22 protein-coding genes are annotated in these 19,158 nt (G+C 70.3%); 6 read left to right on the plus strand and 16 right to left on the minus strand.

Annotated elements, in window-relative coordinates; genetic code table 11:
* Positions 1-10 precede the first annotated feature (10 nt).
* A complete protein-coding gene (locus tag BLT62_RS12565; RefSeq protein ID WP_083364371.1) occupies positions 11-2,533 on the plus strand; it encodes an MMPL family transporter in 2,523 nt (840 codons plus the stop codon).
* A 24-nt stretch (positions 2,534-2,557) separates the two neighbouring features.
* Here BLT62_RS12565 and BLT62_RS12570 read toward each other — a convergent pair whose 3' ends face one another.
* The 3 genes from BLT62_RS12570 to BLT62_RS12580 form a co-directional block, all read right to left on the minus strand.
* Positions 2,558-2,971 carry an SIP domain-containing protein gene (locus tag BLT62_RS12570; RefSeq protein WP_156786341.1) on the minus strand — a complete coding sequence of 138 codons (414 nt, stop codon included), beginning with the start codon at positions 2,969-2,971 and terminating at the stop codon, positions 2,558-2,560.
* Positions 2,972-3,058: 87 nt separating this feature from the next.
* Positions 3,059-4,000, minus strand: a complete 942-nt coding sequence (locus BLT62_RS12575) for an alpha/beta fold hydrolase (protein WP_083364373.1) — start codon at positions 3,998-4,000, stop codon at positions 3,059-3,061.
* A gap of 123 nt (positions 4,001-4,123) precedes the next feature.
* On the minus strand, positions 4,124-4,909 hold the full coding sequence (locus BLT62_RS12580; RefSeq protein ID WP_197675136.1) for an isocitrate lyase/PEP mutase family protein: 786 nt from the start codon (positions 4,907-4,909) through the stop codon (positions 4,124-4,126).
* Positions 4,910-5,043: 134 nt separating this feature from the next.
* Between BLT62_RS12580 and BLT62_RS12585 the strand changes: the two genes are divergently transcribed.
* A complete protein-coding gene (locus BLT62_RS12585) occupies positions 5,044-5,583 on the plus strand; it encodes a dihydrofolate reductase family protein (protein ID WP_083364375.1) in 540 nt (179 codons plus the stop codon).
* Between the two features lie 83 nt (positions 5,584-5,666).
* On the opposite strand, the gene BLT62_RS12590 is transcribed toward BLT62_RS12585, so the two are convergent.
* From BLT62_RS12590 to BLT62_RS12610, 5 genes are all read right to left on the minus strand, one after another.
* Positions 5,667-6,026: a PRC domain containing protein gene (locus BLT62_RS12590; protein ID WP_083364376.1), complete on the minus strand. Its 360-nt coding sequence runs from the start codon at positions 6,024-6,026 to the stop codon at positions 5,667-5,669.
* A gap of 134 nt (positions 6,027-6,160) precedes the next feature.
* Entirely contained in the window at positions 6,161-7,204 is a 1,044-nt protein-coding gene (locus tag BLT62_RS12595; RefSeq protein ID WP_083364377.1) for a glutathione synthetase, read from the minus strand.
* Between the two features lie 61 nt (positions 7,205-7,265).
* The gene (locus tag BLT62_RS12600; protein WP_231919155.1) at positions 7,266-8,477 is read right to left on the minus strand and encodes a flavohemoglobin expression-modulating QEGLA motif protein; all 1,212 of its coding nucleotides are present in this window, start codon (positions 8,475-8,477) and stop codon (positions 7,266-7,268) included.
* A complete protein-coding gene (locus BLT62_RS12605) occupies positions 8,474-9,277 on the minus strand; it encodes an N-formylglutamate amidohydrolase (protein ID WP_083364378.1) in 804 nt (267 codons plus the stop codon). Before BLT62_RS12605 ends, BLT62_RS12600 begins: the two co-directional genes overlap by 4 nt.
* An 83-nt stretch (positions 9,278-9,360) precedes the next feature.
* Positions 9,361-9,885: a DUF427 domain-containing protein gene (locus tag BLT62_RS12610; RefSeq protein ID WP_083364379.1), complete on the minus strand. Its 525-nt coding sequence runs from the start codon at positions 9,883-9,885 to the stop codon at positions 9,361-9,363.
* A 127-nt stretch (positions 9,886-10,012) separates the two neighbouring features.
* Between BLT62_RS12610 and BLT62_RS12615 the strand changes: the two genes are divergently transcribed.
* Positions 10,013-10,900: a helix-turn-helix transcriptional regulator gene (locus BLT62_RS12615; RefSeq protein ID WP_083364380.1), complete on the plus strand. Its 888-nt coding sequence runs from the start codon at positions 10,013-10,015 to the stop codon at positions 10,898-10,900.
* Here the strand turns inward: BLT62_RS12615 and BLT62_RS12620 are convergent.
* Complete coding sequence (locus BLT62_RS12620; RefSeq protein WP_083365455.1) at positions 10,897-11,292, minus strand: DUF2255 family protein; 396 nt, start codon at positions 11,290-11,292, stop codon at positions 10,897-10,899. The two genes, BLT62_RS12615 and BLT62_RS12620, sit on opposite strands and share 4 nt — an antisense overlap.
* 53 nt (positions 11,293-11,345) lie before the next feature.
* On the minus strand, positions 11,346-12,383 hold the full coding sequence (locus BLT62_RS12625) for a zinc-binding dehydrogenase (protein WP_083364381.1): 1,038 nt from the start codon (positions 12,381-12,383) through the stop codon (positions 11,346-11,348).
* 149 nt (positions 12,384-12,532) lie between these two features.
* On the opposite strand from BLT62_RS12625, the gene BLT62_RS12630 reads away from it, so the two are divergent.
* Positions 12,533-13,417: an aldo/keto reductase gene (locus BLT62_RS12630; protein WP_083364382.1), complete on the plus strand. Its 885-nt coding sequence runs from the start codon at positions 12,533-12,535 to the stop codon at positions 13,415-13,417.
* A 21-nt stretch (positions 13,418-13,438) separates the two neighbouring features.
* Here the strand turns inward: BLT62_RS12630 and BLT62_RS12635 are convergent, their stop codons facing one another.
* A complete protein-coding gene (locus BLT62_RS12635; protein WP_083364383.1) occupies positions 13,439-13,798 on the minus strand; it encodes a hypothetical protein in 360 nt (119 codons plus the stop codon).
* A 198-nt stretch (positions 13,799-13,996) separates the two neighbouring features.
* On the opposite strand from BLT62_RS12635, the gene BLT62_RS12640 reads away from it, so the two are divergent.
* Positions 13,997-14,416, plus strand: a complete 420-nt coding sequence (locus BLT62_RS12640; RefSeq protein ID WP_083364384.1) for a cupin domain-containing protein — start codon at positions 13,997-13,999, stop codon at positions 14,414-14,416.
* Between the two features lie 19 nt (positions 14,417-14,435).
* On the opposite strand, the gene BLT62_RS12645 is transcribed toward BLT62_RS12640, so the two are convergent.
* Entirely contained in the window at positions 14,436-15,020 is a 585-nt protein-coding gene (locus BLT62_RS12645) for a TetR/AcrR family transcriptional regulator (protein ID WP_083364385.1), read from the minus strand.
* Between the two features lie 99 nt (positions 15,021-15,119).
* On the opposite strand from BLT62_RS12645, the gene BLT62_RS12650 reads away from it, so the two are divergent.
* A complete protein-coding gene (locus BLT62_RS12650; RefSeq protein WP_083364386.1) occupies positions 15,120-15,824 on the plus strand; it encodes an MBL fold metallo-hydrolase in 705 nt (234 codons plus the stop codon).
* 56 nt (positions 15,825-15,880) lie between these two features.
* On the opposite strand, the gene BLT62_RS12655 is transcribed toward BLT62_RS12650, so the two are convergent.
* The 4 genes from BLT62_RS12655 to BLT62_RS12670 form a co-directional block, all read right to left on the minus strand.
* Positions 15,881-16,822 (minus strand): patatin-like phospholipase family protein, encoded by a 942-nt coding sequence (locus BLT62_RS12655; RefSeq protein WP_231919156.1) that lies wholly within the window; start codon positions 16,820-16,822, stop codon positions 15,881-15,883.
* Positions 16,823-16,843: 21 nt separating this feature from the next.
* Complete coding sequence (locus BLT62_RS12660) at positions 16,844-17,620, minus strand: PspA/IM30 family protein (RefSeq protein ID WP_083364387.1); 777 nt, start codon at positions 17,618-17,620, stop codon at positions 16,844-16,846.
* Entirely contained in the window at positions 17,617-18,225 is a 609-nt protein-coding gene (locus tag BLT62_RS12665) for a hypothetical protein (protein WP_083364388.1), read from the minus strand. The genes BLT62_RS12660 and BLT62_RS12665 overlap by 4 nt, the downstream gene beginning before the upstream one ends.
* A 248-nt stretch (positions 18,226-18,473) precedes the next feature.
* Entirely contained in the window at positions 18,474-19,058 is a 585-nt protein-coding gene (locus BLT62_RS12670; protein WP_156786342.1) for a peptidylprolyl isomerase, read from the minus strand.
* Positions 19,059-19,158 lie beyond the last annotated feature (100 nt).

A 19,158-nucleotide genomic window follows, 5' to 3' on the forward strand; every position in this document is an offset into this window, starting at 1 on the left:
GACTGATCGCGTGGCTTCACTGTTGTTCCGTTTGGGTTCGTTCGCTGCACGCAGGGCTTGGGCGGTGGTCGTCTCCTGGATCGTGATTCTCGGCATCGCGGTCGGCGCCTTCTTCGCCTTCGGCGGAGGGCTGAGCAACAGTTTCGACATCCCCGGCACGGCATCCGGCGCCGTCACCGATGAGCTCGCGGCGAAACTGCCGGACACCGCGGGCGGCACCGGAACCGTGGTGTACCAGACGACCGACGGGGCCGCGTTCACCGACGCCCAGCGGCAGGCCATCTCTGAGGTGGCCAGCAGCGCAGAGAGTCTGCCCGGCGTGGCATCCGTCATCGACCCGTTCTCCGCCAACGACCAGCAGGCCGCGCAGGCCCAGCAGATCGCCGACGGCCAGGCTCAGCTGGAGACCGGGCTCGCCCAACTGGATGCCGGCCAGGCCCAGCTCGACGCGGGCAAGGCCCAGTTGGACCAGGCCGAGCAGCAGCTGAGCGCAGCGCGCGACCAGGCCGTCGCGGCCGGCGCCGGCGCGGAGCAGCTGGCCGCGCTCGACGCCCAGCAGGCGCAGCTCGACGCGCAGAAGGCGGCGCTGCAGACCCAGCAGGAGACCCTCGACGCTTCCCGCGCCCAGCTGGAGAGCGGAGCGGAGCAGATCGCCCAGGGCACGCAACTCCTGGACCTTGCCACTGGTCTCGGCGTGGTGTCGGAGGACGGCTCGACCGCGATCGTCAACGTCTCCTTCACCGAGCCGCGCCTCGAGCTCTCCGACGAGGTCAAGCAGGACACGATCGCCCACTTCGAGGATGCCCCGATCGACGGGGTCGAAGTCAGCTTCGGCACGGACATCGCCCAGGGCGTGCCCCAGATCTTCGGCGTCGGCGAGGCGGTCGGCCTCGTCTTCGCCGCGATCGTGCTGATCGTGATGCTCGGCTCGCTGATCGCGGCCGCCCTGCCCATCGTCACCGCCCTCGTCGGCGTCGGCGTCGGTGTCACCGCCTCGCTCGCGTTCTCCGGCGTGGTCGACATGGCGTCGGTCACCCCCGTCCTCGGCGTGATGCTCGGCCTCGCCGTCGGCATCGACTACTCGCTGTTCATCGTCAACCGGCACCGCAAGCAGGTGCTCGCGGGCGTCGCCGTGCGCGAGTCCATCGGTCTCGCCACCGGCACCTCCGGAACTGCCGTGGTGTTCGCCGGCGCGACGGTCATCGTGGCGCTGCTCGCCCTCAACGTGACCGGGGTCCCGTTCCTCGGGCTGATGGGCACCGTCGGGGCCGTCTGCGTCGCCGTCGCCGTGCTGGTCGCGATCACCCTCGCCCCCGCCATCCTCGGCCTCATCGGTACGCGCCTGCTGAACCGCACGGCGCGCGCCACGATCGGCGCCCCGCACGTCGCGAAGTCGGCGAAGCCGGTGAAGCAGATGTCGACGGCTCGCGCGGTCGTCACGGTGCTGGTGAGCGTCGTGGCGCTCCTCATCGTCGCGATCCCGTCGCTGTCGATGCGACTCGGCCTGCCCGATGGCTCGAGCGAGCCGGCCGGCTCCACCAGCTACACGTCGTTCCAGATCGTGAACGAGGAGTTCGGCGCCGGAGCCAACGGCCCGCTGCTGGTGACCGCCACGCTGCCCGACCCGATCCCGGATGAGGAGCTGCTCGCCACCCAGCTGGAGATCGCCCAGACGATCTCCGAACTGGATGATGTGGTTGCCGTCGCACCCGTCGCGACATCGGAGGACAACACGCTGATCGCCTTCCAGGTGCTACCGGCCGAGGGGCCGAACAGTGCCTCCACTGAGCAGCTGGTGAAGGACATCCGCGCCCTGCCCCCGGTCGGCGGCGACATCGTGCTCGGCGTGGCCGGCCAGGCCGCCGCCAACATCGACATCTCCGAGGCGCTCAGCGCGGTGCTGCCGATCTACCTGGTGGTCGTGGTCGGGCTGTCGCTGCTGATCATGATCCTCGTGTTCCGCTCGCTGCTCGTGCCGCTGATCGCGACCGCCGGCTTCGTGCTGTCGCTGTTCGCCACCTACGGCCTGATCGTCGCCGTCTTCCAGTTCGGCTGGGGCGCGGAGCTGATCGGACTGCACAGCACGGGCCCGATCCTGAGCTTCCTGCCGGTCATCCTCGTCGGCATCCTGTTCGGCCTCGCCATGGACTACCAGTTGTTCCTCGCCTCGGGCATGCGGGAGGCCTATGTGCACGGCTCCCCCGCGCGGCTCGCCGTCGCCCAGGGGTTCCGCGCCGGCCGCTCTGTCGTGATCGCCGCAGCCCTGATCATGGTCTCGGTCTTCGGCGGCTTCATCTTCTCCGAGTCGACCATCATCCGTTCCATCGGCTTCGGCCTCGCCTTCGGCGTGCTCCTCGACGCCTTCGTGGTGCGGATGCTGCTGATGCCGGCGCTCATGCACCTGCTCGGCTCCTCGGCCTGGTGGCTGCCCCGCTGGCTCGACCGCATCCTCCCGAACGTCGACCTGGAGGGCGCCGCCCTGGAGCGCGAGCACCCCGGCGTGCAGACCGGCGGCGTGCCGACAGCCGGCTAGGCGCGACGACCGCGCGCAGCAGACCTAGTGCGCGCGGGGATCGTGGAAGTGCGTGTGCTCGATCCGCTGCGCAAGCTCGCGGTAGAGACCATCGACGTGGTCACTCGAGGCGCAGCCGATCCACAGCACATAGGGCGATTGATGGGAGCGCTGCCGCTCGGGCATCCACTCCGCCACCCAGGCTGAGACTGCCCGCGCCACGAGCTCGCCCTGGGCCGCGACCTGTCCATCCTCGCCTGGGGAGCTGTCGCGGCAGAGCCAGCTCACCGTCATGCCCGCGGGAACCGGCCACTGCTCGAGCTGCATCACGGATGCGACCTCGACGTAGATCTGCCCGTAGGCGTTCACCGGCAGCCGGGTGACAATGCTTCGCAACGCTCTCAGGTCGGCACCGTCGCCCACCAGCAAGAAGTGCGCGGCTGCCGCGTTTCCCGTCATGAATATCCCGCCCGTCAGTCCCACCGAATTGTATTTAGGTAAGGCTAACCTAATTCAGGAATCGGGACCAGCCCTCCGCGCGCCCGGTCACTCCTGCGCGCGCACCTCATCGACGATGGCGGTGATCGCCGCCGCGACGAGCTCGGGCTGCTGCACGTGGATGCCGTGGCCGCTCTGCGTGTCGGCGATATGGGTCGCGTGCCAGGCCGCCGCGAGCTCGTCTTGGGCGGCCAGCCAGGCCGGCCAGGTGGAGGCACCCGGCGTCACCTGCAAGTCCCAGGGCTGGTCCGAGGTCAGCACCGTGGCGGGGAGAGCCGGCACTGCGGCGGCATCCGCCAGCTGGGCGAGGCTGCCCTCGTAGTCGGGGCTCTCCGCCCCCGGGGTGGCGGCGGCGGCAATCACCGACATCCAGCCGTCCCATTGCGCCGGACTGAGCGTGTCGTGCAGGTACTCGGAGGCGGAGTCCACCAGGACCAGCCCGGCCACGCTCTGCGGGGGCGTGCGGGCGAAGAGCTGGGCGATCTCGCCGCCCCAGGAGGCGCCGACGAGCACGAGGCTGCCCTCCTCGCCGCTGGCGTCGAGAAGCCGCTGAATATCTGCGACGCCCGTGAGGGCAGTCGTCGGCTGGGCGACCTCGGTCGAGGGCGACATCTCCCCATCGAGCAGTGTCGTTCCGGGGCGATCGTAGGCGCACACCCGCGTGGTCAGCGCCACCGTGTCGAAGACGGAGCGCGCGCTCGGTGTGGGCGGCACCGACGGGTCTGCTGGATCCCCGGCGACCATCCACTCGTCGGCGGCGCCGCCGGTTCCGGAGACGAGCAGCACGGTGGGTTTGCCGGTCCCGCGGCAGCTGAGGAACAGCTGCCGGCCATCCCCGATATCGACGAGTTCACCGGCGTCGGCCGCCGGGCTCGCGGAGGGGGTGTCGTTCGGCGCGGCGCCGGTGCACCCGGCGAGCACGGCCAGCCCGCCCACCAAGAGCCAGCCGAGCACAACCGCTGCCAGCGCACCGCTCCTGCGTTCGGCCATCGCTGCGCCTCCCGTGCCGTTCTCGCATTCGTGCTGCTGAATCCGTGTTGCCGAATGCGTGTTGCCGGTAACGCTACGCCTGCTCCGCCGCACCGGATAGGGCCGCTGCCGCACCCCGAAGTGTCAGCTCGTGCTGCGCCGTCTGAATGCCACCAGCCGCGCCTGCATGTCGGCGTAGGCGGTGGCGGTCGGCAACGGGGAGCCGCCCTGCAGGGCGCGCACAGCGTCGACGGCCGCATCCACCGCGGCGCGGTACGGCAGCGAGCCGGAGCTCACCCGCCGGACGCCCAGCGCGCCCAACTCCACGACGCTGAGCGCCGGGTGCGCCAGCACGTTGAGCGGCAGCGAGGTCTCGGCTGCAATGCGCCGGATGTCGTCAGGCTGTGCGAGCCCGGGCACGAAGATTCCGTCCGCGCCGGCGTCGGCGTAGCTGCGGGCACGTTGGAGTGCCGCCTCGACGCTGGCCTGTTCGCCGAACCAGAAGTTGTCCACCCGGGCGTTCACGAACATCGCGGGGCTCCGCCGTTTGATCGCGGCGATCTTGGCGGCGACATCCGCCGGGTCCACCAGGTGCCCGGCCGCGCTGTCCTCGAGGTTGACCCCGGCGACGCCCTGCGCCGAGAGCTCGGCGACGAGCCCCGCGACGGCGTCGGGGTCGTCGCTGTAGCCGTCCTCGATGTCCGCGGTGACGTGCACGGGCAGCCGGCACATCTCTGCCGCCAGCGCCAAGGTGGCAGCCCGGCCGGTGCCATCCCCGTCGGGCAGGCCGGCGCTGGCAGCGACGCCGAAGCTCGTGGTGCCGACGGCGGCGAAGCCGGCATCCGCGAAGGCGAGGGCGGAGCCCAGGTCCCAAGCGTTGGGCAGCACGAGCGGCGCCGACTGCTCGTGGAGTTCTCGAAACGTGGTCATCGTCGTCCCCATCCCGTGTCGCTGGACAGCGCAGGTCACCTCAGGGTACCGAGGCGTTTGGCTCCCGTCACTGGAGAGGCGCGGATGCGAGGCGTAGCCTTGAGGGACAGCCCGGTCTCTCGGAGGTGCTGCACATGCGCACGGTCGTCGCGTACGAACTGCTCTCGCTCGACGGTGTCGCCGAGGCTCCGAACGAGTTCTTCACCGAGTGGGACGCCGCGATGGACGCCAACCTGGCCGACGTCATCGCATCCCAGGATGCCGTCATCCTCGGACGCCGCAGCTACGAGGAGTGGGCCGAGTTCTGGCCGGGCAGCGAGATCGAGCCCTTTGCGACGTTCATCAACGGGGTCGCCAAGCACGTCGCGACATCCGCACCTCTCACGGGCAATTGGGCCCATGCCACCGCGATCGACGGCGAACTGGCCGGATTCGTGCGGGAGCTGAGGCAACAACCCGGCGGCGACATCGGCGTCCACGCCAGCATCTCCGTCGTCCGGGCGCTGCTGGCCGCTGGCCTCGTCGATGAGCTCAGGGTCGTGATCGCCCCGGTGATCGCCGGCCACGGGCGGCGCCTCCTCGACGGCGTTCCGCCCGCGCGGCTCGAGGTGCTCCGGAGCAGCACCTCCCCCACCGGTCACCTGCTCGTCGACTACCGCGTCGCGCCGCACTAGATCTCCCCCGCAGCGCCGGCCAAACAGCGCGATCCCCGGAGCGGGATGCTCCGGGGATCGCGCGCGGTTCACGTACGGGTCGGTCAGATGTAATAGCCGCCGTAGTAGACCGCGACGCTCTCGCGGTAGTCCGCATCGGTCAGGTTTGCGTCCTCGCTCAGTTCCGGCGAGTTCTTGATCTGCTCCTTGGTGAGATCGACGTACACCTTCTCCTCTGCGTCATCGATGCGCTCGATGACGCCGGCCGGCAGAATGACCTTGCGGCCGAAGATCCACGGTCCGGTGTCGACGACGATGTTGGCGTCACCGACCGCGTCACTGGCCTCATCGATCTTGCCGATGTGGCCATCCGTGGCGTGAACCTTGTAGCCGACTATGCCGCCGGCCTCCGGCGTCCGAGCGACCGACTCTCGATAAGACCAGGGGTCCCATGTGTTGGACATATCCGTTCCTTTCTTCGTGACGGGCTTCGTACCCTTTCGAGTCTGGTGCGCGCCGGGCGACGGCCACAGGGGCTTGCGGATGCCAAAACGGCATGCTAGCCGCGGGCTGTCGCCGTTCGCGGCGCCCGGCAGCGTCAGAGCGTGGCGAGCCTGATATTCGAGAGCTCTGGGCCGTAGTGCCGTCGGATCCTGACCTTCCGCTCCAGGTCCTCGATGATGGCGGTCGTGAAGTCCACGCCGTAGAGTGCCTCGCTGGAGCCGAGGCCGCCGGGCGAGAACACGTTGACCTCCATCAGCTTGTCGCCCACGATGTCCAGCCCGACGAGGTGCAGGCCGTCTTCGAGCAGTTTCGGACGCACCGCGTCCACGAGCTGCAGCATCTCGTCGGTGACCGTCACCGCCTCCGCGCTGCCGCCGGCAGACATGTTGGAGCGGATGTCGTCCCCTCCCGGACGGCGGCGGAAAGCGGCGTAGGCACCGTCGACCTGCAGGGGGTGACCGTTCATGACGAACATCCGCACGTCGCCGTCCTTGGCCGCTGTCAGGTACTCCTGCGCAACCACATAGCCGTCTCGAGCGATCGCCTCCACGATCTGGCTGATGTTGGGCGCCTCCTTCTCGGTGACGAGGAACACGCCGGACCCACCCGACCCCTGCAGGGGCTTGAGCACGGCGCGCCCGCCCATCTCGTCAATGAACTGGCGGACCCGCTCCTCGTCCCGCGAGATCAACGTGCGCGGGCGCGCCGCCTCGGGGAAGTGCTGGAAGTACGCCTTCGACAGGGCGTTGGCCAGGGAACCGGGGTCGTTGACCACGAGGACGCCGGAGGCGGCCGCGAGCTGGCCGAACGCGATGCCGGCTGTGTTCGCCCAGGGGCTGTCCGCGGCATCCACCGCCGGGTCGGCGCGAAGCATGAGCACGTCGAAGTCGCTGAGCCCGACCCGCTCCCGTGCGGCCGCCTGCAGGTCTTCGAGGTAGCGCTCGTGTGAGCGATAGGCCTTGCCGGTGCTCGCGGAGGCCGCGATCGCAGAGAGCGACTCGTCGGGCTCGTAGCCGAAGTCACGCAGGCCCAGGAGAGCGACCTCGTGGCCGAGTCGGGTGGCGGTCATGGCGAGACGCGTCGTCGTGTAGACGGGCTTCTCAGTGGCGATGTCATTGACGACGAAGCCGATCTTCATGGTGTCTCCTCAGAGTTGTGCGGTCAATGGATCGAAAGAGTGTGGGTTGGGGTCGGCGGGACTACGCGTTGACAAGGGCCGCCAGATCGTCGGTGTGAGCGGCGTCGTGCAGCCGGGCTGCGGCAGCCGGGTCGGAGAGGTAGCGGGGCATGACCCGGGCCGCCGTGAGCAGGCCGCGTCCGTCGAGGTCCTCCACGAGCGGCAGGTCCTCCAGGGAGAACTTGCCGAGGAAGAAAAGATCGAGTGCACCGCCGTCTGCCACGTGCTCCAGCAGGGCGAGCAGCCCGCGCAGGTAGATCGCGTCCTTGGTGAACCCGCCGGCGCGATACACCCGCATCGTGATGCCGTACGCGCTCCCGGCCGGCAGTCCGTGGCCGGTCAGCAGCCGGTGTGTCTCCACGAAGCTCGCTCCCCCGACCAGGGAGTGCACCGCCAGAACGCGGGCCGCGAGCTGGCGCAGCCGGGCGGCGGTGAGGCCGCCGCAGGCGATCTCAGCGAGCACGGCGAGCCCTTCCTGCGTCTCGTCGTAGTGGGCGAGGCCGGAGCCCAACATACGGATCGGCTGTGCCAGGCCGTTCACCTGGGTGACCAGGTGCGTGCCCACCTCGTGCTGCAGCAGCGCGTTGACGCGGGGCGCTGCCACTGCGGCGTTGTTCGAGATGAGCAGCGTGTTGCCGTCCACGAGGATGCCCGAGATGTCGTCGCGGATCTCGGCGTGGATGCCGACATCCGGGTCGATCGACCGGTAGTGGTCGATCTCCGCCTGCGCTGCGGCGAGGAACCCCTCCGCGTCCACGGAATCGTGCTCCAGGCGCCCCCGCGGCAGCGTGTCCAACAACCCCTCGGCACGGCTCACGAGCGCGGGCAACACCGCACCGTACTGCGCGATCGAGAGCTGCAGGAAGTCGGGGGTGTTCCGGGCACGCAGCATCTCCACCCGCAATGCCATCTCCCGCTGTCGGTTCCGCAACAGCGCGGCGAGGGTGGTGTCCTCGACGTCGTCGATCGGCAGCGCGACGACCTGCGCGTCGAGCACGTCGGGGTCCACATCCAGGTCGCGGTACTCGAACACCGGGTCGTTCTCCGGGTGCGCGAGAAACTCCGCACGCACGTCGTCGGCGTTCACCGGGGTCATCTCGAGCAGGAAGCGCACGCTGCCCGCCAACGTCGCCATGGCGTGGTCGGCCGCGAGGTCTGCGGGCGAGAGCGCCCCGGCGTTGATGGCACTCGTCTCCGGTGCGTCCCCGGCGTGCGGCACCGGGTCCCCCGTCACGACACGACCGCCTGGCGCAGCGCGCCCTCGACGGCCGGGAGGGTGCCGGCCAGGGCACGGGCCAGTTCGTCGATCCGGGCCTGGTCGACCTCGCCGGTCCACTCGTCCATGAAGGTCTTCTTGAACTCGAGCGCGAGCACGAGCCCGCGGCCCGGGTATCGGGCGTGCGTCCAGGCCGCGAGCTGCCGACCGCGGAACCGCACGTTCTCCCGGACGTCGAGCGGGCCGGTCGACGTCTCCGCCGCCCGCAGCGACCGCATGAAGGTCTCCACCACCGGCCCGAATTGCTCGTGATCCACCGAGCCGGTGCCCACGTTGACCTCGGGGCTCTCCTCGTCCGGGGCCGGGGCGGCGCCCGCCCCGTCGCGCCGGTGGTTATAGGAGTGGACGTCGAACAGCACGAACGGCCCACGGTCGGCGACGGCGTCCAGACGCCGGCCGAGCTCAGCGTAGAAGGCGTCGTACTCCGCAAGAGAGCCAGCCACGACGGCCTCGTCGAGCGGTGGATTGCGGACGACGTCCAGGCCCCACGCCTCCTCGGAGGTGCGGTAGACCGACTCCTCGCGGGTGCGGTTCAGGTCGACCTCGAACCGGGACCGGTTCACGATGACGCGGGCAGGGATGAGCGCGCCGATCTCCTCGGTGTGCGGGTCCTCCTCCCGCAAGCGGTCCGCCTCGGGCAGGATCAGCTCCGCGGCGAAGTCGGGGCGCACATCGTGCCCCGTGTGGATGGCGGTGGCGATGAATTGTCCGTCCCAGTTGCCGAGGAACTCGACCGGGGGACGCTCCGTAGTACTCATGGGCACAGCTTTTCAGCCGTGCTGGCGGGCGACAAGGTGCTTGACGGGGCCGCCAATTCGTGAGATCGCGCGAGGGCGCGCGGTCACCAGCCGATCGTGCCCGGTCCGCCCTTGAACGGGCCGACGATCCGGGAGGTGATCCAGCCGCCGTAGAATCCGCCGGCCTGGGCGAGCACTCGCTCACCGTCGACCTCGCACGAGTCCATCGCGCCCGGGTAGAGAGCGACGCGGTCGCTCAGCGCCTCGAAGCCGCGGCGGGGGTGCGGGTAGGTCCACCCGGCCCGGCGCGCACGCGCTCCCCCGGCGACGACGTCGAAGTAGTGCGCCTGTCCCTTGAACTCGCAGAGGCTGGTGCCTTCCGCTGCAACGAGCGCGCCGACGGGGAACGCGGCGATCGGCAGGTAGTAGACCGGCGGATGACTCGTCTCCAGCACCCGCACGGCGTCGGTGGTTTCAACGATCACCCGACCGCCGAGCCGCACGGTGACCTGCTCGAGTCGGTGTTCGACCCGCGGCGGCCGCGGGTAGTCCCACACCGATTCCTGCCCCGTCTTCGGTGTGATCGGCCGGGGCCGGCTGGATCGGGGAACGGCGCGTGCAGCACTCATGCGGCCATCCTCTGCCGTCGCACTGGGATTCCGCCGCGAGTGCAGCGCCGGTGCGGGCGAGCAGGCCGGTAGTGGCAGGTAGTGGCAGTGCCTCCCGGGGCCGGACGTCGCGGCCTATCGTTGAAGCATGGGCGACGTGCGCAGTGACATCCAGGAGTTCTTGAGTTCCCGGCGAGCCCGGATCACCCCGGAGCGTGCGGGCCTGCCCGCCTACGGCGGCAACCGGCGCGTCCCCGGCCTGCGCCGGGAGGAGGTCGCGATGCTCAGCGGCGTCTCGGTGGACTACTACGTGCGTCTGGAACGCGGCAACCTCGCCGGAGCGTCGGAGAGCGTGCTCGACGCGCTCGCCAGCACCCTGCAGCTCGACGAGGCGGAACGGGAGTACCTGTTCGACCTGGCGAGGGCGGCAGGCCCCACGCGCCGCCCGCCGCGCACACCGGCGAGCGCCGTGCGCCCGGCGGTGCGACAGGTGTTGGAGGCGATGGCGGACGCACCCGCGTGGGTGCGCAACGGGCGCCACGACATCCTGGCAGCGAATCGCATGGGCCGGGCCCTCTACGCCCCCGTGTTCGAGGATCCGCGCCGCCCGGTGAACACCACCCGGTTCACCTATCTGAACCCGGCGGCCCGCACGTTCTGGCGCGACTATGACCAGGTTGCCCGGGATGCCGCCTCGATGTTGCGCCTCGAGGCCGGCCGCAACCCGCACGACGCCGAGCTGATCCGGCTCGTCGGGGAGCTGTCGACGCAGAGCGAGCTCTTCCGCGAGCGCTGGGCGTCGCGCGATGTGGTGTTCCACCGCAGCGGCATGAAACGCCTGCACCACCCGGTCGTCGGCGATCTCGACCTGAACTACGAGTCGATGGAGCTGCCCAGCGAGCCCGGCCTCGTCCTGAACGTGTACACCGCACCGGCGGGGTCGCCGAGCGCGGACGGCCTCCGCATGCTGGCGTCCTGGGCTGCCTCCCCGGAGGGAGCGGACGCCGAGGCGGCGGCCGCCGCCCAGCAGCCCTAGCCGCGGGGCTTCGCCTCGGCCCGCGGCGTCACCTTGAGAGTGGTCTCGAGCACGTCGCCGCCGGTGATCGCCGCGATGGGGGCGGGCCCGTAGCGGTCGTATTTCTGGTGCAGGGCTCGGTCCAGCTCGGCGCGAACGGACGGGTCGGCCAGCTCGAATGTCACGTCCTTCTCGACGCCGCCGGCGCTGATCCGCCCGCGTCCCGCGTGCAGCGCCCGGCGGAACCAGCCGTTCTCCGGCCCGTGGGCGGAGCGGATGTAGAGGGCGTCGCCCAGGGCGCTGTGCCAGATCGTCGTCGCGGGCCGCAGCGACCCGTCGGGGCGCTCGGACGCGACGCGCAGTTCAGCGCTCGCGTCGATGCGGCGGAGTTCGTCGGCCGTCCACTGTTCCATGTCCTGCTCCTCTGTCGTTGTCGAATGATCGTCGGGGCGCTGCGTCGTCATCATCAGAATGTCACGAGCACTTTCAGCGCCGCGCGGTCGTCCATGGCGCGGTACCCGGCCGGCACCTCGTCGATTCCGACGCTGAGGTCGAAGACCGGCCCGGGGTCGAGGCGGCCCTCGAGCACCTCGATGAGGGCGGCGTCGAGGTAGCCGCGCACCGGGGCCGGCCCGCCGGTCAGGGTGACGTTCTTGCCGAACAGGGAGCCGAATCCGATCGGGGCGTCCTCGTACTGCGGCACGCCGACCCGGGAGATCACGCCGCCGGGGCGCACGACTCCGTAGGCTTGCTCGTAGGCGGGCAGGTGGCCGACGGCCTCGAGCACGACGTGGCTGCCCTCGCCGCCCGTCAGCTCCATGACCCGCGCGATCCCGTCCTCCCCGCGCTCGGCGACGACATCCGTGGCACCGAACTCGACGCCCAGATCGGTGCGGGACCGGTGGCGCCCCATCAGGATGATGCGCTCCGCGCCCAGCCGGCGGGCGGCCAGCACCGCGGAGAGGCCGACCGCGCCGTCCCCGATGACGGTCACCGTCTTGCCGGCCTCCACCCGGCCCATCCAGGCGGCGTGGTAGCCGGTGAGGTACACGTCGGAGAGCGTGAGCAGTGCCGGGTAGAGCGCCTCGTCGATGCGGCCGGGCACCTTCACCAGCGATCCATCGGCGAGGGGCACGCGCACCGCCTCGGCCTGTCCCCCGCCGACGCCGTTGTTGCCGTACCAGCCGCCGTGGATGCAGGACGTCTGGACGCCCTCGCGGCAGAACACGCAGCTGTTGTCTTGGAACGCGAACGGTGCGATCACGAAATCACCCCGCCTGAGCGAGGTCACCGCGGTGCCGATGTCCTCGACGACACCGAGGAACTCATGGCCCATCGGGGTGCCGTCGGCGCCGCTCGGCCTGCTGCGGAAGGGGTGCAGGTCTGAGCCGCAGATGCAGGCGCGGGTGACGCGCACGATGGCGTCGGTGGATTCGCGGATGACGGGGTCGGGCACGGTCTCCACCCGAACGTCACCGGCGCCGTACATGAACGTGGCTTTCATACGATCCTCTGTTTCGTGCTTCTCGGGGCAGCGGTGTCATCCGCTCCCAGATCCATCAGACGCGATCCACGGATGCGGCGGCAGTGACTGTCGTGTCAGGTACTGACAGGCCCTCCCACGAACCCGGTGCCCGGCGTAGCGTTGAGCGCATGAGCATCCCCACCCTGTCCTTGAACAACGGCATCGAGATCCCCGCACTGGGCTTCGGCGTCTTCCAGACTCCTCCCGAGGAGACGACGGATTCCGTGACGGCGGCGTTGGAGGTCGGTTACCGACACATCGACACCGCGGCCGCTTACCTCAACGAGCGCGAGGTCGGCCAGGCCATCTCGGCCTCCGGGATCCCCCGCGATGAGCTCTTCCTGGAGACGAAGGTGTGGATCAGCGACTACGGCTACGCCGAGACGCTGCACGCGTTCGACAAGTCGGCGGGCAAGCTCGGCGTCGACCAGCTCGACCTCCTGATCCTGCACCAGGCGCTGCCGGGAAACTTCGACAAGACGCTCGAGGCCTACCGGGCCCTCGAGCAGCTCTACGCCGACGGCAAGGTGCGGGCGATCGGCGTGAGCAACTTCATGCCCGAACACCTCGAGCAGCTGCTGACCGTCGCCCAGGTGGTGCCGGCCGTGAACCAGATCGAGGTGCACCCCTACTTCCAGCAGAAGGCGCTGCTCGCCTACGACACCGAGCACGGCATCCTGAACCAGGCGTGGTCGCCCATCGGCGGCATCACGTTCTACCGCCCGGGCGTCATCGGCTCGACCCTGGAGGACGAGGTGATTGGGCAGATCGCGGCGACCCACGGCAAGACTCCCGCCCAGGTGATGCTCCGCTGGCACCTGCAGGAGGGCCGCTCCGCCATCCCCAAGTCGGTGCGGCCGGAGCGGATCGCCGAGAACTTCGACGTGTTCGACTTCGAGCTCAGCGCCGCCGAGCTCGCCCAGATCGACGCGCTGGACACCGGCATCCGCGGTGGTCCAGAGCCCGAGGTGATCACGCTGGAGACGTTCGGCCGGCCCATCCCCGAGGCCTGATCTCCCGCCGGGCCGGGGGCTTCAGGGGGCGGGGCCCAGCGCGACCGCCAGCAGTGCGAGCACTCCCCCGACAAGGAGGAGCAGGGTGCCGAGCTGCATGGTGCGCGTCTTGTTGCGGTTCGCCACGGTCACGCTGACCTCGAGGATCGGGCACCCGGACCAGCCCAGCAGCCCGAGGCTGAGCGCCACCAGGGCCGCCCCCGCCCACCACAGGGCGCCCAGCCCGGCCGGCAGCACCGCCGGACGCCAGCCTGAGGCGAGCAGCGACCCCGTCGACACGGCGGACACCCCGAGTGCGACAGAGAACCAGACCGTCCCGGTGCGCATGATTCTCTGGACGTTCTCGGATTCCCCCATCAGGTCTGCGGATTCACCGGACATGGCTTCCCAGCTTTCTCGAGCACGACGTCTCACGACGGCGGTCTGCGGGGCGGATGCCGGCCAGCGGCTCGGCCAACGGCGCCACCGGCGTCGGCGTCACTGCGCGGAATCTACCACCAGCGCTCGGGATTTCGATGGGCGCGCGCGGGCGGGCCACGCACAGATCAGCGACCCATCCACGAGGGATATGGTGGCGGGATGAGTGATTACGAAGTGCTGGAGATGGGCGGGCTCGACGCCTGGCAGGAGTTCACCGGCGGGGTCGCCCCCGGCAAGAGGTTCGTCGAGAAGGAACTGCCGCTGGAGTTCATCGGCATGTCGGCCAACGCCGCGGAGCCCGGCAAGCAGGCTCCGTTCTGGCACACCCACGAGAAGGTCGAAGAGCTCTACGTCTTCCTCGCCGGCCGCGGCCAGATGGGCCTGAACGACGACGTCATCGACGTGCAGGCCGGCACCACGGTCCGCGTCCCGCAGGGCACGTGGAGCACCTGGCGCTGCCTGCCGGACAGCCCGGAGCCGCTGCGCTGGCTCTGCATCCGCGCCGGGGGCGACGCGCTCGGGGAGATCGGCCGCGACGGCGCACTCGACCGGGAACGCCCGATGCCCTGGGCCGAGTAGGGCCGGGCACGGCGGGCGCTCAGCCCACCGCCTGCACGTCGTCGCGGAGTTGCAGGGCGCCGGTCAGGGCCCGGATGCCGAACACGAACGCCTCGTCGACATCCCCGCCGAGCTGGAAGGCGTCCGCCAGCTCCATGCTGATGAAGCCGTTCGCCCACGCCGTCAGTGTGCGCGCGGCGTCGAGCGCATGGGCCGGCCCGGCGAGCGCGTCCGCGACCTCAAGGATGGGCGCGCTCGACGCCAGGATCGCGTCGTGCGACGGGCGGGTGGCCGAGGAGCCGGGCGCGAAGATGAGGTGGTACCCGGCCGGGAATCGATGCGCGAATGCCCGGAACGCGAGCGCGACCGCTGCGACTCGTGCGGCGGCATCCGTCGGCGCAGCGGCCGCGGCCCGCAGGTGCTCGCCGAGGTCGACGACCGTGGCCTCGGCGATCAGCCGGATGAGCTCGTCGCGGTTGCGCACGCGCTTGTAGAGCGACGGGGCCTTGACGCCGACCCGGTCGGCGATCGCCTGCATGGTCAGACCCGTCAGCCCGTCCCGCTCCAGGAGCTCGCGGCCGGTCGCGACGATGGCCTCGCGAGAGGTGCGTTCCGGTGTTGGCATTGTGCCCCCTGATTCTGTTTCCATAGCTATTGACCGTAGCCATGATGGCTATGTATCGTAGCCATGCAGTCAGAGTAGCAAGCGGAAAGGTGCAAGACAATGCAACTCGTCCCAGGCGTCCGTCGCGTCGGCAACGACATCGTGGCGCTCCACCTCATCGAGACCCCGGCCGGGATCACCATGATCGACGCCGGGCTCCCCGGCCACTGGCCCGATCTGCTCGCAGAGCTCGCCGCCATGGGCCGCGGCATCGACGACATCCGCGGCGTCGTGCTCACCCACGGCGACAGCGACCACATCGGCATCGCCGAGCGCCTCCGCCGCGACCACGGCGTTCCGGTCTACGTCCACACCGCGGATGCGGCCAGGGCACGCGGCGAGACAACCTCCCATGCCTCGGGCGGATCCATGCGCTTCGGCGCCGTGCTCGGATTCGCCGCGTACGCGCTGCGCAAGGGCGGAGTGCGGGCCAGGCACCTGACGGAAGTGGTGGAGGTCCACGACGGCGAGACGCTCCCCCTGCCCGGGGCGCCGCAGATCATCGGCCTGCCCGGGCACTCGCCGGGAAGCGTTGCCGTCTTCGTGCCGAGCGTCGACACGGTCTTCGTCGGCGATGCGCTCACCACGCGCAACGTGCTCACGGGGGCGGTGGGCCCACAGCCGGCGCCTTTCACCGACGACCCGGTCGAGGCCCTGCGCTCCCTCGAGGCGCTCTCCGCACTCGAGGCACACCACGTCGTTCCCGGACACGGCCCGCCCTGGTCCGGATCGATGGCCGACGTCATCCGCCAGGCTCGGGCCTGACGCGCGTCGGCTGAGGGGTGGCCGGGCATCACGCGGGCGCCGAGGGCCGCGCGGCGTTAGCGCCAGAACTCGGCCAGCCGGGCGGCGAGCGCCCGTCCCTGCTCGAATCCGGCCTTCGCGGCGGGCGCGCGCCGGGACAGGTCCATCATGTTGTCGCCGAATGCGGTGCGCGAACCCTCGTCCGGGAAGACCGTCTCGACGCGGCTGCCGCCGGCGCGCAGGTCCTCGACCTGGGCGGCGAGGTGCATGCCCCAGGCCGCCGGCAGCCGTGACTTGCCCGCGAAGGGGGACAGCACGAGCACTCGTGCGCACCCGGCGGCCAGGTCGGCGTTGTCGGCGTTGGTTCGGTAGCCGCCGTCGATGTAGCGGCGGTCGCCGATGCCGTAGGCGGGGCCGCTCGCGCAGCTGGCGGCCACGGCATCCACCAGGTCGATCCCGCTGGTGCGGTCGAACACGACCGGCTCGCCGGTGTCGGCGTCGACCGCCGTGATCAGCACCCGCTGCGGCGGCCAGAGCGGGCCGGGCAACCGAGCGGCGACGGTGGCGCGCCAGCGATTCTGGGCGGATTCGGGAGCCGCGGCGGCCAACTCGATCCCGGACTCCCCCATCCTGCGGCGCATGTCCGCCGCATCCCGAGCGGCGGCGATGATCGCGTTCGTCGCGTCCAGTCGGTTCACCGTCGGCCGCGCCGGCGCAGTCCCCCGGTCGGATCCGGCCGGCCTGGTTTGGGGCGGTGCGGGGGCGGCGAGGATGTCGGCCAGCAACGCTGCCGGGGGCGCACCCGTGACCTGGGCGGCGGCCGTCGACCCGGCCGAGGTGCCGACGATCAGGTCGGCCTGGGAGACGTCCACCCCGCCCTCGGCGAGGCCGGCGACAACGCCGATCAGCCAGGCGTTGCCGAGCGAGCCGCCACCGCCCAAGACCAGCGCTCTCTGGGCGTCGTGTGCCGCGCCGTCGGGGGAAGTCGTCGCCCGGTCTCTCCTGGGTGCGTGATTCATGGTCGGGGATTCAGAACCGCTCTACTCCGCCGGCGGCGCCTGCCCGATGCTGAGCCAGCCGTCGCGTGCCTCCCCCGTCGCCACTGGGCCGCCTTCGCCTGCCCGCTGCGACTTCATCGCCTTGAGCTGCCGCTCGATGTCGGAGCGCGACGACAGTTCCGCCAGCTGCCGCTCGATGTCGGCATCCGGCGTCGTCGTCAGATCTTGCAGGGTGCCGTTGGAGAGCAGGTCGTCCGTTGCCTGCGCGCGGGCCTGCATCTGGGCGACACGATCGCGGGCGCGGTCGAGGCTCGCACCGATGTCGTTCATGTTCGCGCCGATGCCCGCAACCGCCTCGTTCGCCCGCACCTGCGCCTCGGAGGCGCTGTACGTGGCCTTCATCGTCTCCTTCTCGATGCGGAACGCGGCGATCTGCTCGGCCAGACGACGCTCCCGCTCCTGCAGCTGAGCGGTCTGCTTCTGCAGCGAGGCATGCTGATCCTGCAGCTTCGCCACCTGGCCCTCAATCGCCGCGCGGCGTTGGAGGGCGGTGCGAGCGAGATCCTCGCGCCCCTGGTCCATCGCCTCACAGGCCTGTATGCCCAGGCGGCGGTGCCGCGCGCCCATCTCCTCGCCCTGGAGCTCGATGCGCTTCTTCGCCGTCGCGACCTCGGCGACCGCCTGGCGCACCTCGTGCAGCAGCTTCACCTGTTGCTCGTAGCTGTCGTCGAGGGCGTCGCGTGGATCCTCCATCCGGGTGATCACCTTCGACGTCTTGGTGCGGAAGATCGTGCGCATCCGCGCGCTGTTGTCACTCATGGCTGGACTCCTTTGTGCTGGACAGGATCGGTGGGTGGATAACGGGTGATGCTTTCGTAGCGGTTGAGGTGCGCCAGCTCCACCAGCCCCGCGTGCAGGGAGGCCACCTCGAGGTCGAGCTCGGCGTGCAGGGCGGAGAGCGCGTCTCCCGTGGGGTCGCCGAGGCCGGCGGCGACGGATGCCCGAAGCTCATGCACCATGTCGGAGATCTGGTCGACCGCCACGCTGGCCGCGGCCAGCTGGTCGTCGACCGCGCCGGAGTTCGTCTCGCTCTCCATCAGGCGCAGCTGAGTCCGCAGGGTCGCGCCCTCCGCCTCGATCCGGCGGAACAGCCGGGGCAGGTCGCCGCGACGCCCGTTGTTGCGCACGGCCAGGTCGATCGCGGCTCGCCCGCTGTCGAGGGACTCGTCGAGTTGCAGTTGCAGCGCGAGTGCCTTGCGCCGCGGGCCGTGGCTGAATTGTGCGCGCCCCTTCAGAACCGCGCTGTTCACCGCGGGGCTGCGCCGGATGCGGCGATAGATCGCCCGCACGATGAGAACGACGGTGACCACCGAGAGGGCGGCGATCACCAGAAGAGAGATCAGAACCCCGAACAAGACGTCCATGACCGACGCCTCCCGTTCCGAGTCGCGTGCTTCGGGTCCATGAGGTGCACCTCCGTGATGTCTCCGCCGCGGCATCGGTGCCGCAAACGCGATATAGCTCAACTTACGCTCGCGGGCGGATCAACGAAAGAAGTCTCGACAGATCCTCAGCGATCTCCGCCGCGGATATTGACGGACCCCGCGGCACGGGCGCCTGCTCGCTCGCACCCGGCGCTGGCAGCGCGGAGGCCCGCCAGCGGCCCGCTCGGCTACTGAGGGTTGTCTATCCGCGCCTCGAGCTGGGTGCGGAATCGCGCGGTCGCCAATTGTCTGGACGCCGCCTGCACCACGTCGTCGAAGGGCTCGACTCCTCCGTCTTCCCGCGAGAGGCACTCCAGCTGGGCGAAGCGCCCGTCGCCACGGTCGACCGTCGCCCGCCCGCCGGGTGCGAGTTCGAGCGCCGCCGAGATGACGGCGTCGTCGCGCTCCTGCATGGTGCGCACGGTGTCCTCGTCGATCGTCACCTCAGACGAGGAGAGCGCGCGGCCGTCCGCCCACTCCGTGACCTCGATCGCGATCAGGTCCTGCCGCTCGAATTCGGCCTGGTTCTGCTCGTAAAAGGCGCGCACCTCGTCCACCGTCAGCTCGTCGCGGATACCGAAGCTGATCGCCTGCGCGTTGAGCTCGACTCGCTCCAGGTAGAAGTGCCAGAGCGTCATCCCGCGCACACCGAAGCTCCGCGAAGAAGCGGCGCCCCCGGATGGCGCGCGCGACAGCTCCGCCTCGTAGAGGCGCTCGATATCGCCGCGCGCGACTGGCTCCTCGATCCCCAGCTCGATCGCCCATTCGATCACGGCGACATCTCGAAGCTGCCGGCTTTGCACCTGCTCGGGGTGAATACCCTCGGCGTGCGCGTAGATGGATTCGACGGCTTGGGCGACGTCGCTGGGTGCA

This window comes from Microterricola viridarii (assembly GCF_900104895.1).
Classification (GTDB): Bacteria; Actinomycetota; Actinomycetes; order Actinomycetales; family Microbacteriaceae; genus Microterricola; species Microterricola viridarii.

Coding starts and splice junctions, on each gene's coding strand:
- BLT62_RS12615 (WP_083364380.1), top strand. CDS start 10,013: ATGGGCGACGTGCGCAGTGACATCCAGGAGTTCTTGAGTTCCCGGCGA.
- BLT62_RS12625 (WP_083364381.1), bottom strand. CDS start 12,383: ATGAAAGCCACGTTCATGTACGGCGCCGGTGACGTTCGGGTGGAGACC.
- BLT62_RS12645 (WP_083364385.1), bottom strand. CDS start 15,020: ATGCCAACACCGGAACGCACCTCTCGCGAGGCCATCGTCGCGACCGGC.
- BLT62_RS12590 (WP_083364376.1), bottom strand. CDS start 6,026: ATGTCCAACACATGGGACCCCTGGTCTTATCGAGAGTCGGTCGCTCGG.
- BLT62_RS12570 (WP_156786341.1), bottom strand. CDS start 2,971: ATGACGGGAAACGCGGCAGCCGCGCACTTCTTGCTGGTGGGCGACGGT.
- BLT62_RS12575 (WP_083364373.1), bottom strand. CDS start 4,000: ATGGCCGAACGCAGGAGCGGTGCGCTGGCAGCGGTTGTGCTCGGCTGG.
- BLT62_RS12640 (WP_083364384.1), top strand. CDS start 13,997: ATGAGTGATTACGAAGTGCTGGAGATGGGCGGGCTCGACGCCTGGCAG.
- BLT62_RS12655 (WP_231919156.1), bottom strand. CDS start 16,822: ATGAATCACGCACCCAGGAGAGACCGGGCGACGACTTCCCCCGACGGC.
- BLT62_RS12605 (WP_083364378.1), bottom strand. CDS start 9,277: ATGAGTACTACGGAGCGTCCCCCGGTCGAGTTCCTCGGCAACTGGGAC.
- BLT62_RS12580 (WP_197675136.1), bottom strand. CDS start 4,909: ATGACCACGTTTCGAGAACTCCACGAGCAGTCGGCGCCGCTCGTGCTG.
- BLT62_RS12595 (WP_083364377.1), bottom strand. CDS start 7,204: ATGAAGATCGGCTTCGTCGTCAATGACATCGCCACTGAGAAGCCCGTC.
- BLT62_RS12630 (WP_083364382.1), top strand. CDS start 12,533: ATGAGCATCCCCACCCTGTCCTTGAACAACGGCATCGAGATCCCCGCA.
- BLT62_RS12635 (WP_083364383.1), bottom strand. CDS start 13,798: ATGTCCGGTGAATCCGCAGACCTGATGGGGGAATCCGAGAACGTCCAG.
- BLT62_RS12620 (WP_083365455.1), bottom strand. CDS start 11,292: ATGGAACAGTGGACGGCCGACGAACTCCGCCGCATCGACGCGAGCGCT.
- BLT62_RS12650 (WP_083364386.1), top strand. CDS start 15,120: ATGCAACTCGTCCCAGGCGTCCGTCGCGTCGGCAACGACATCGTGGCG.
- BLT62_RS12610 (WP_083364379.1), bottom strand. CDS start 9,885: ATGAGTGCTGCACGCGCCGTTCCCCGATCCAGCCGGCCCCGGCCGATC.
- BLT62_RS12660 (WP_083364387.1), bottom strand. CDS start 17,620: ATGAGTGACAACAGCGCGCGGATGCGCACGATCTTCCGCACCAAGACG.
- BLT62_RS12665 (WP_083364388.1), bottom strand. CDS start 18,225: ATGGACGTCTTGTTCGGGGTTCTGATCTCTCTTCTGGTGATCGCCGCC.
- BLT62_RS12585 (WP_083364375.1), top strand. CDS start 5,044: ATGCGCACGGTCGTCGCGTACGAACTGCTCTCGCTCGACGGTGTCGCC.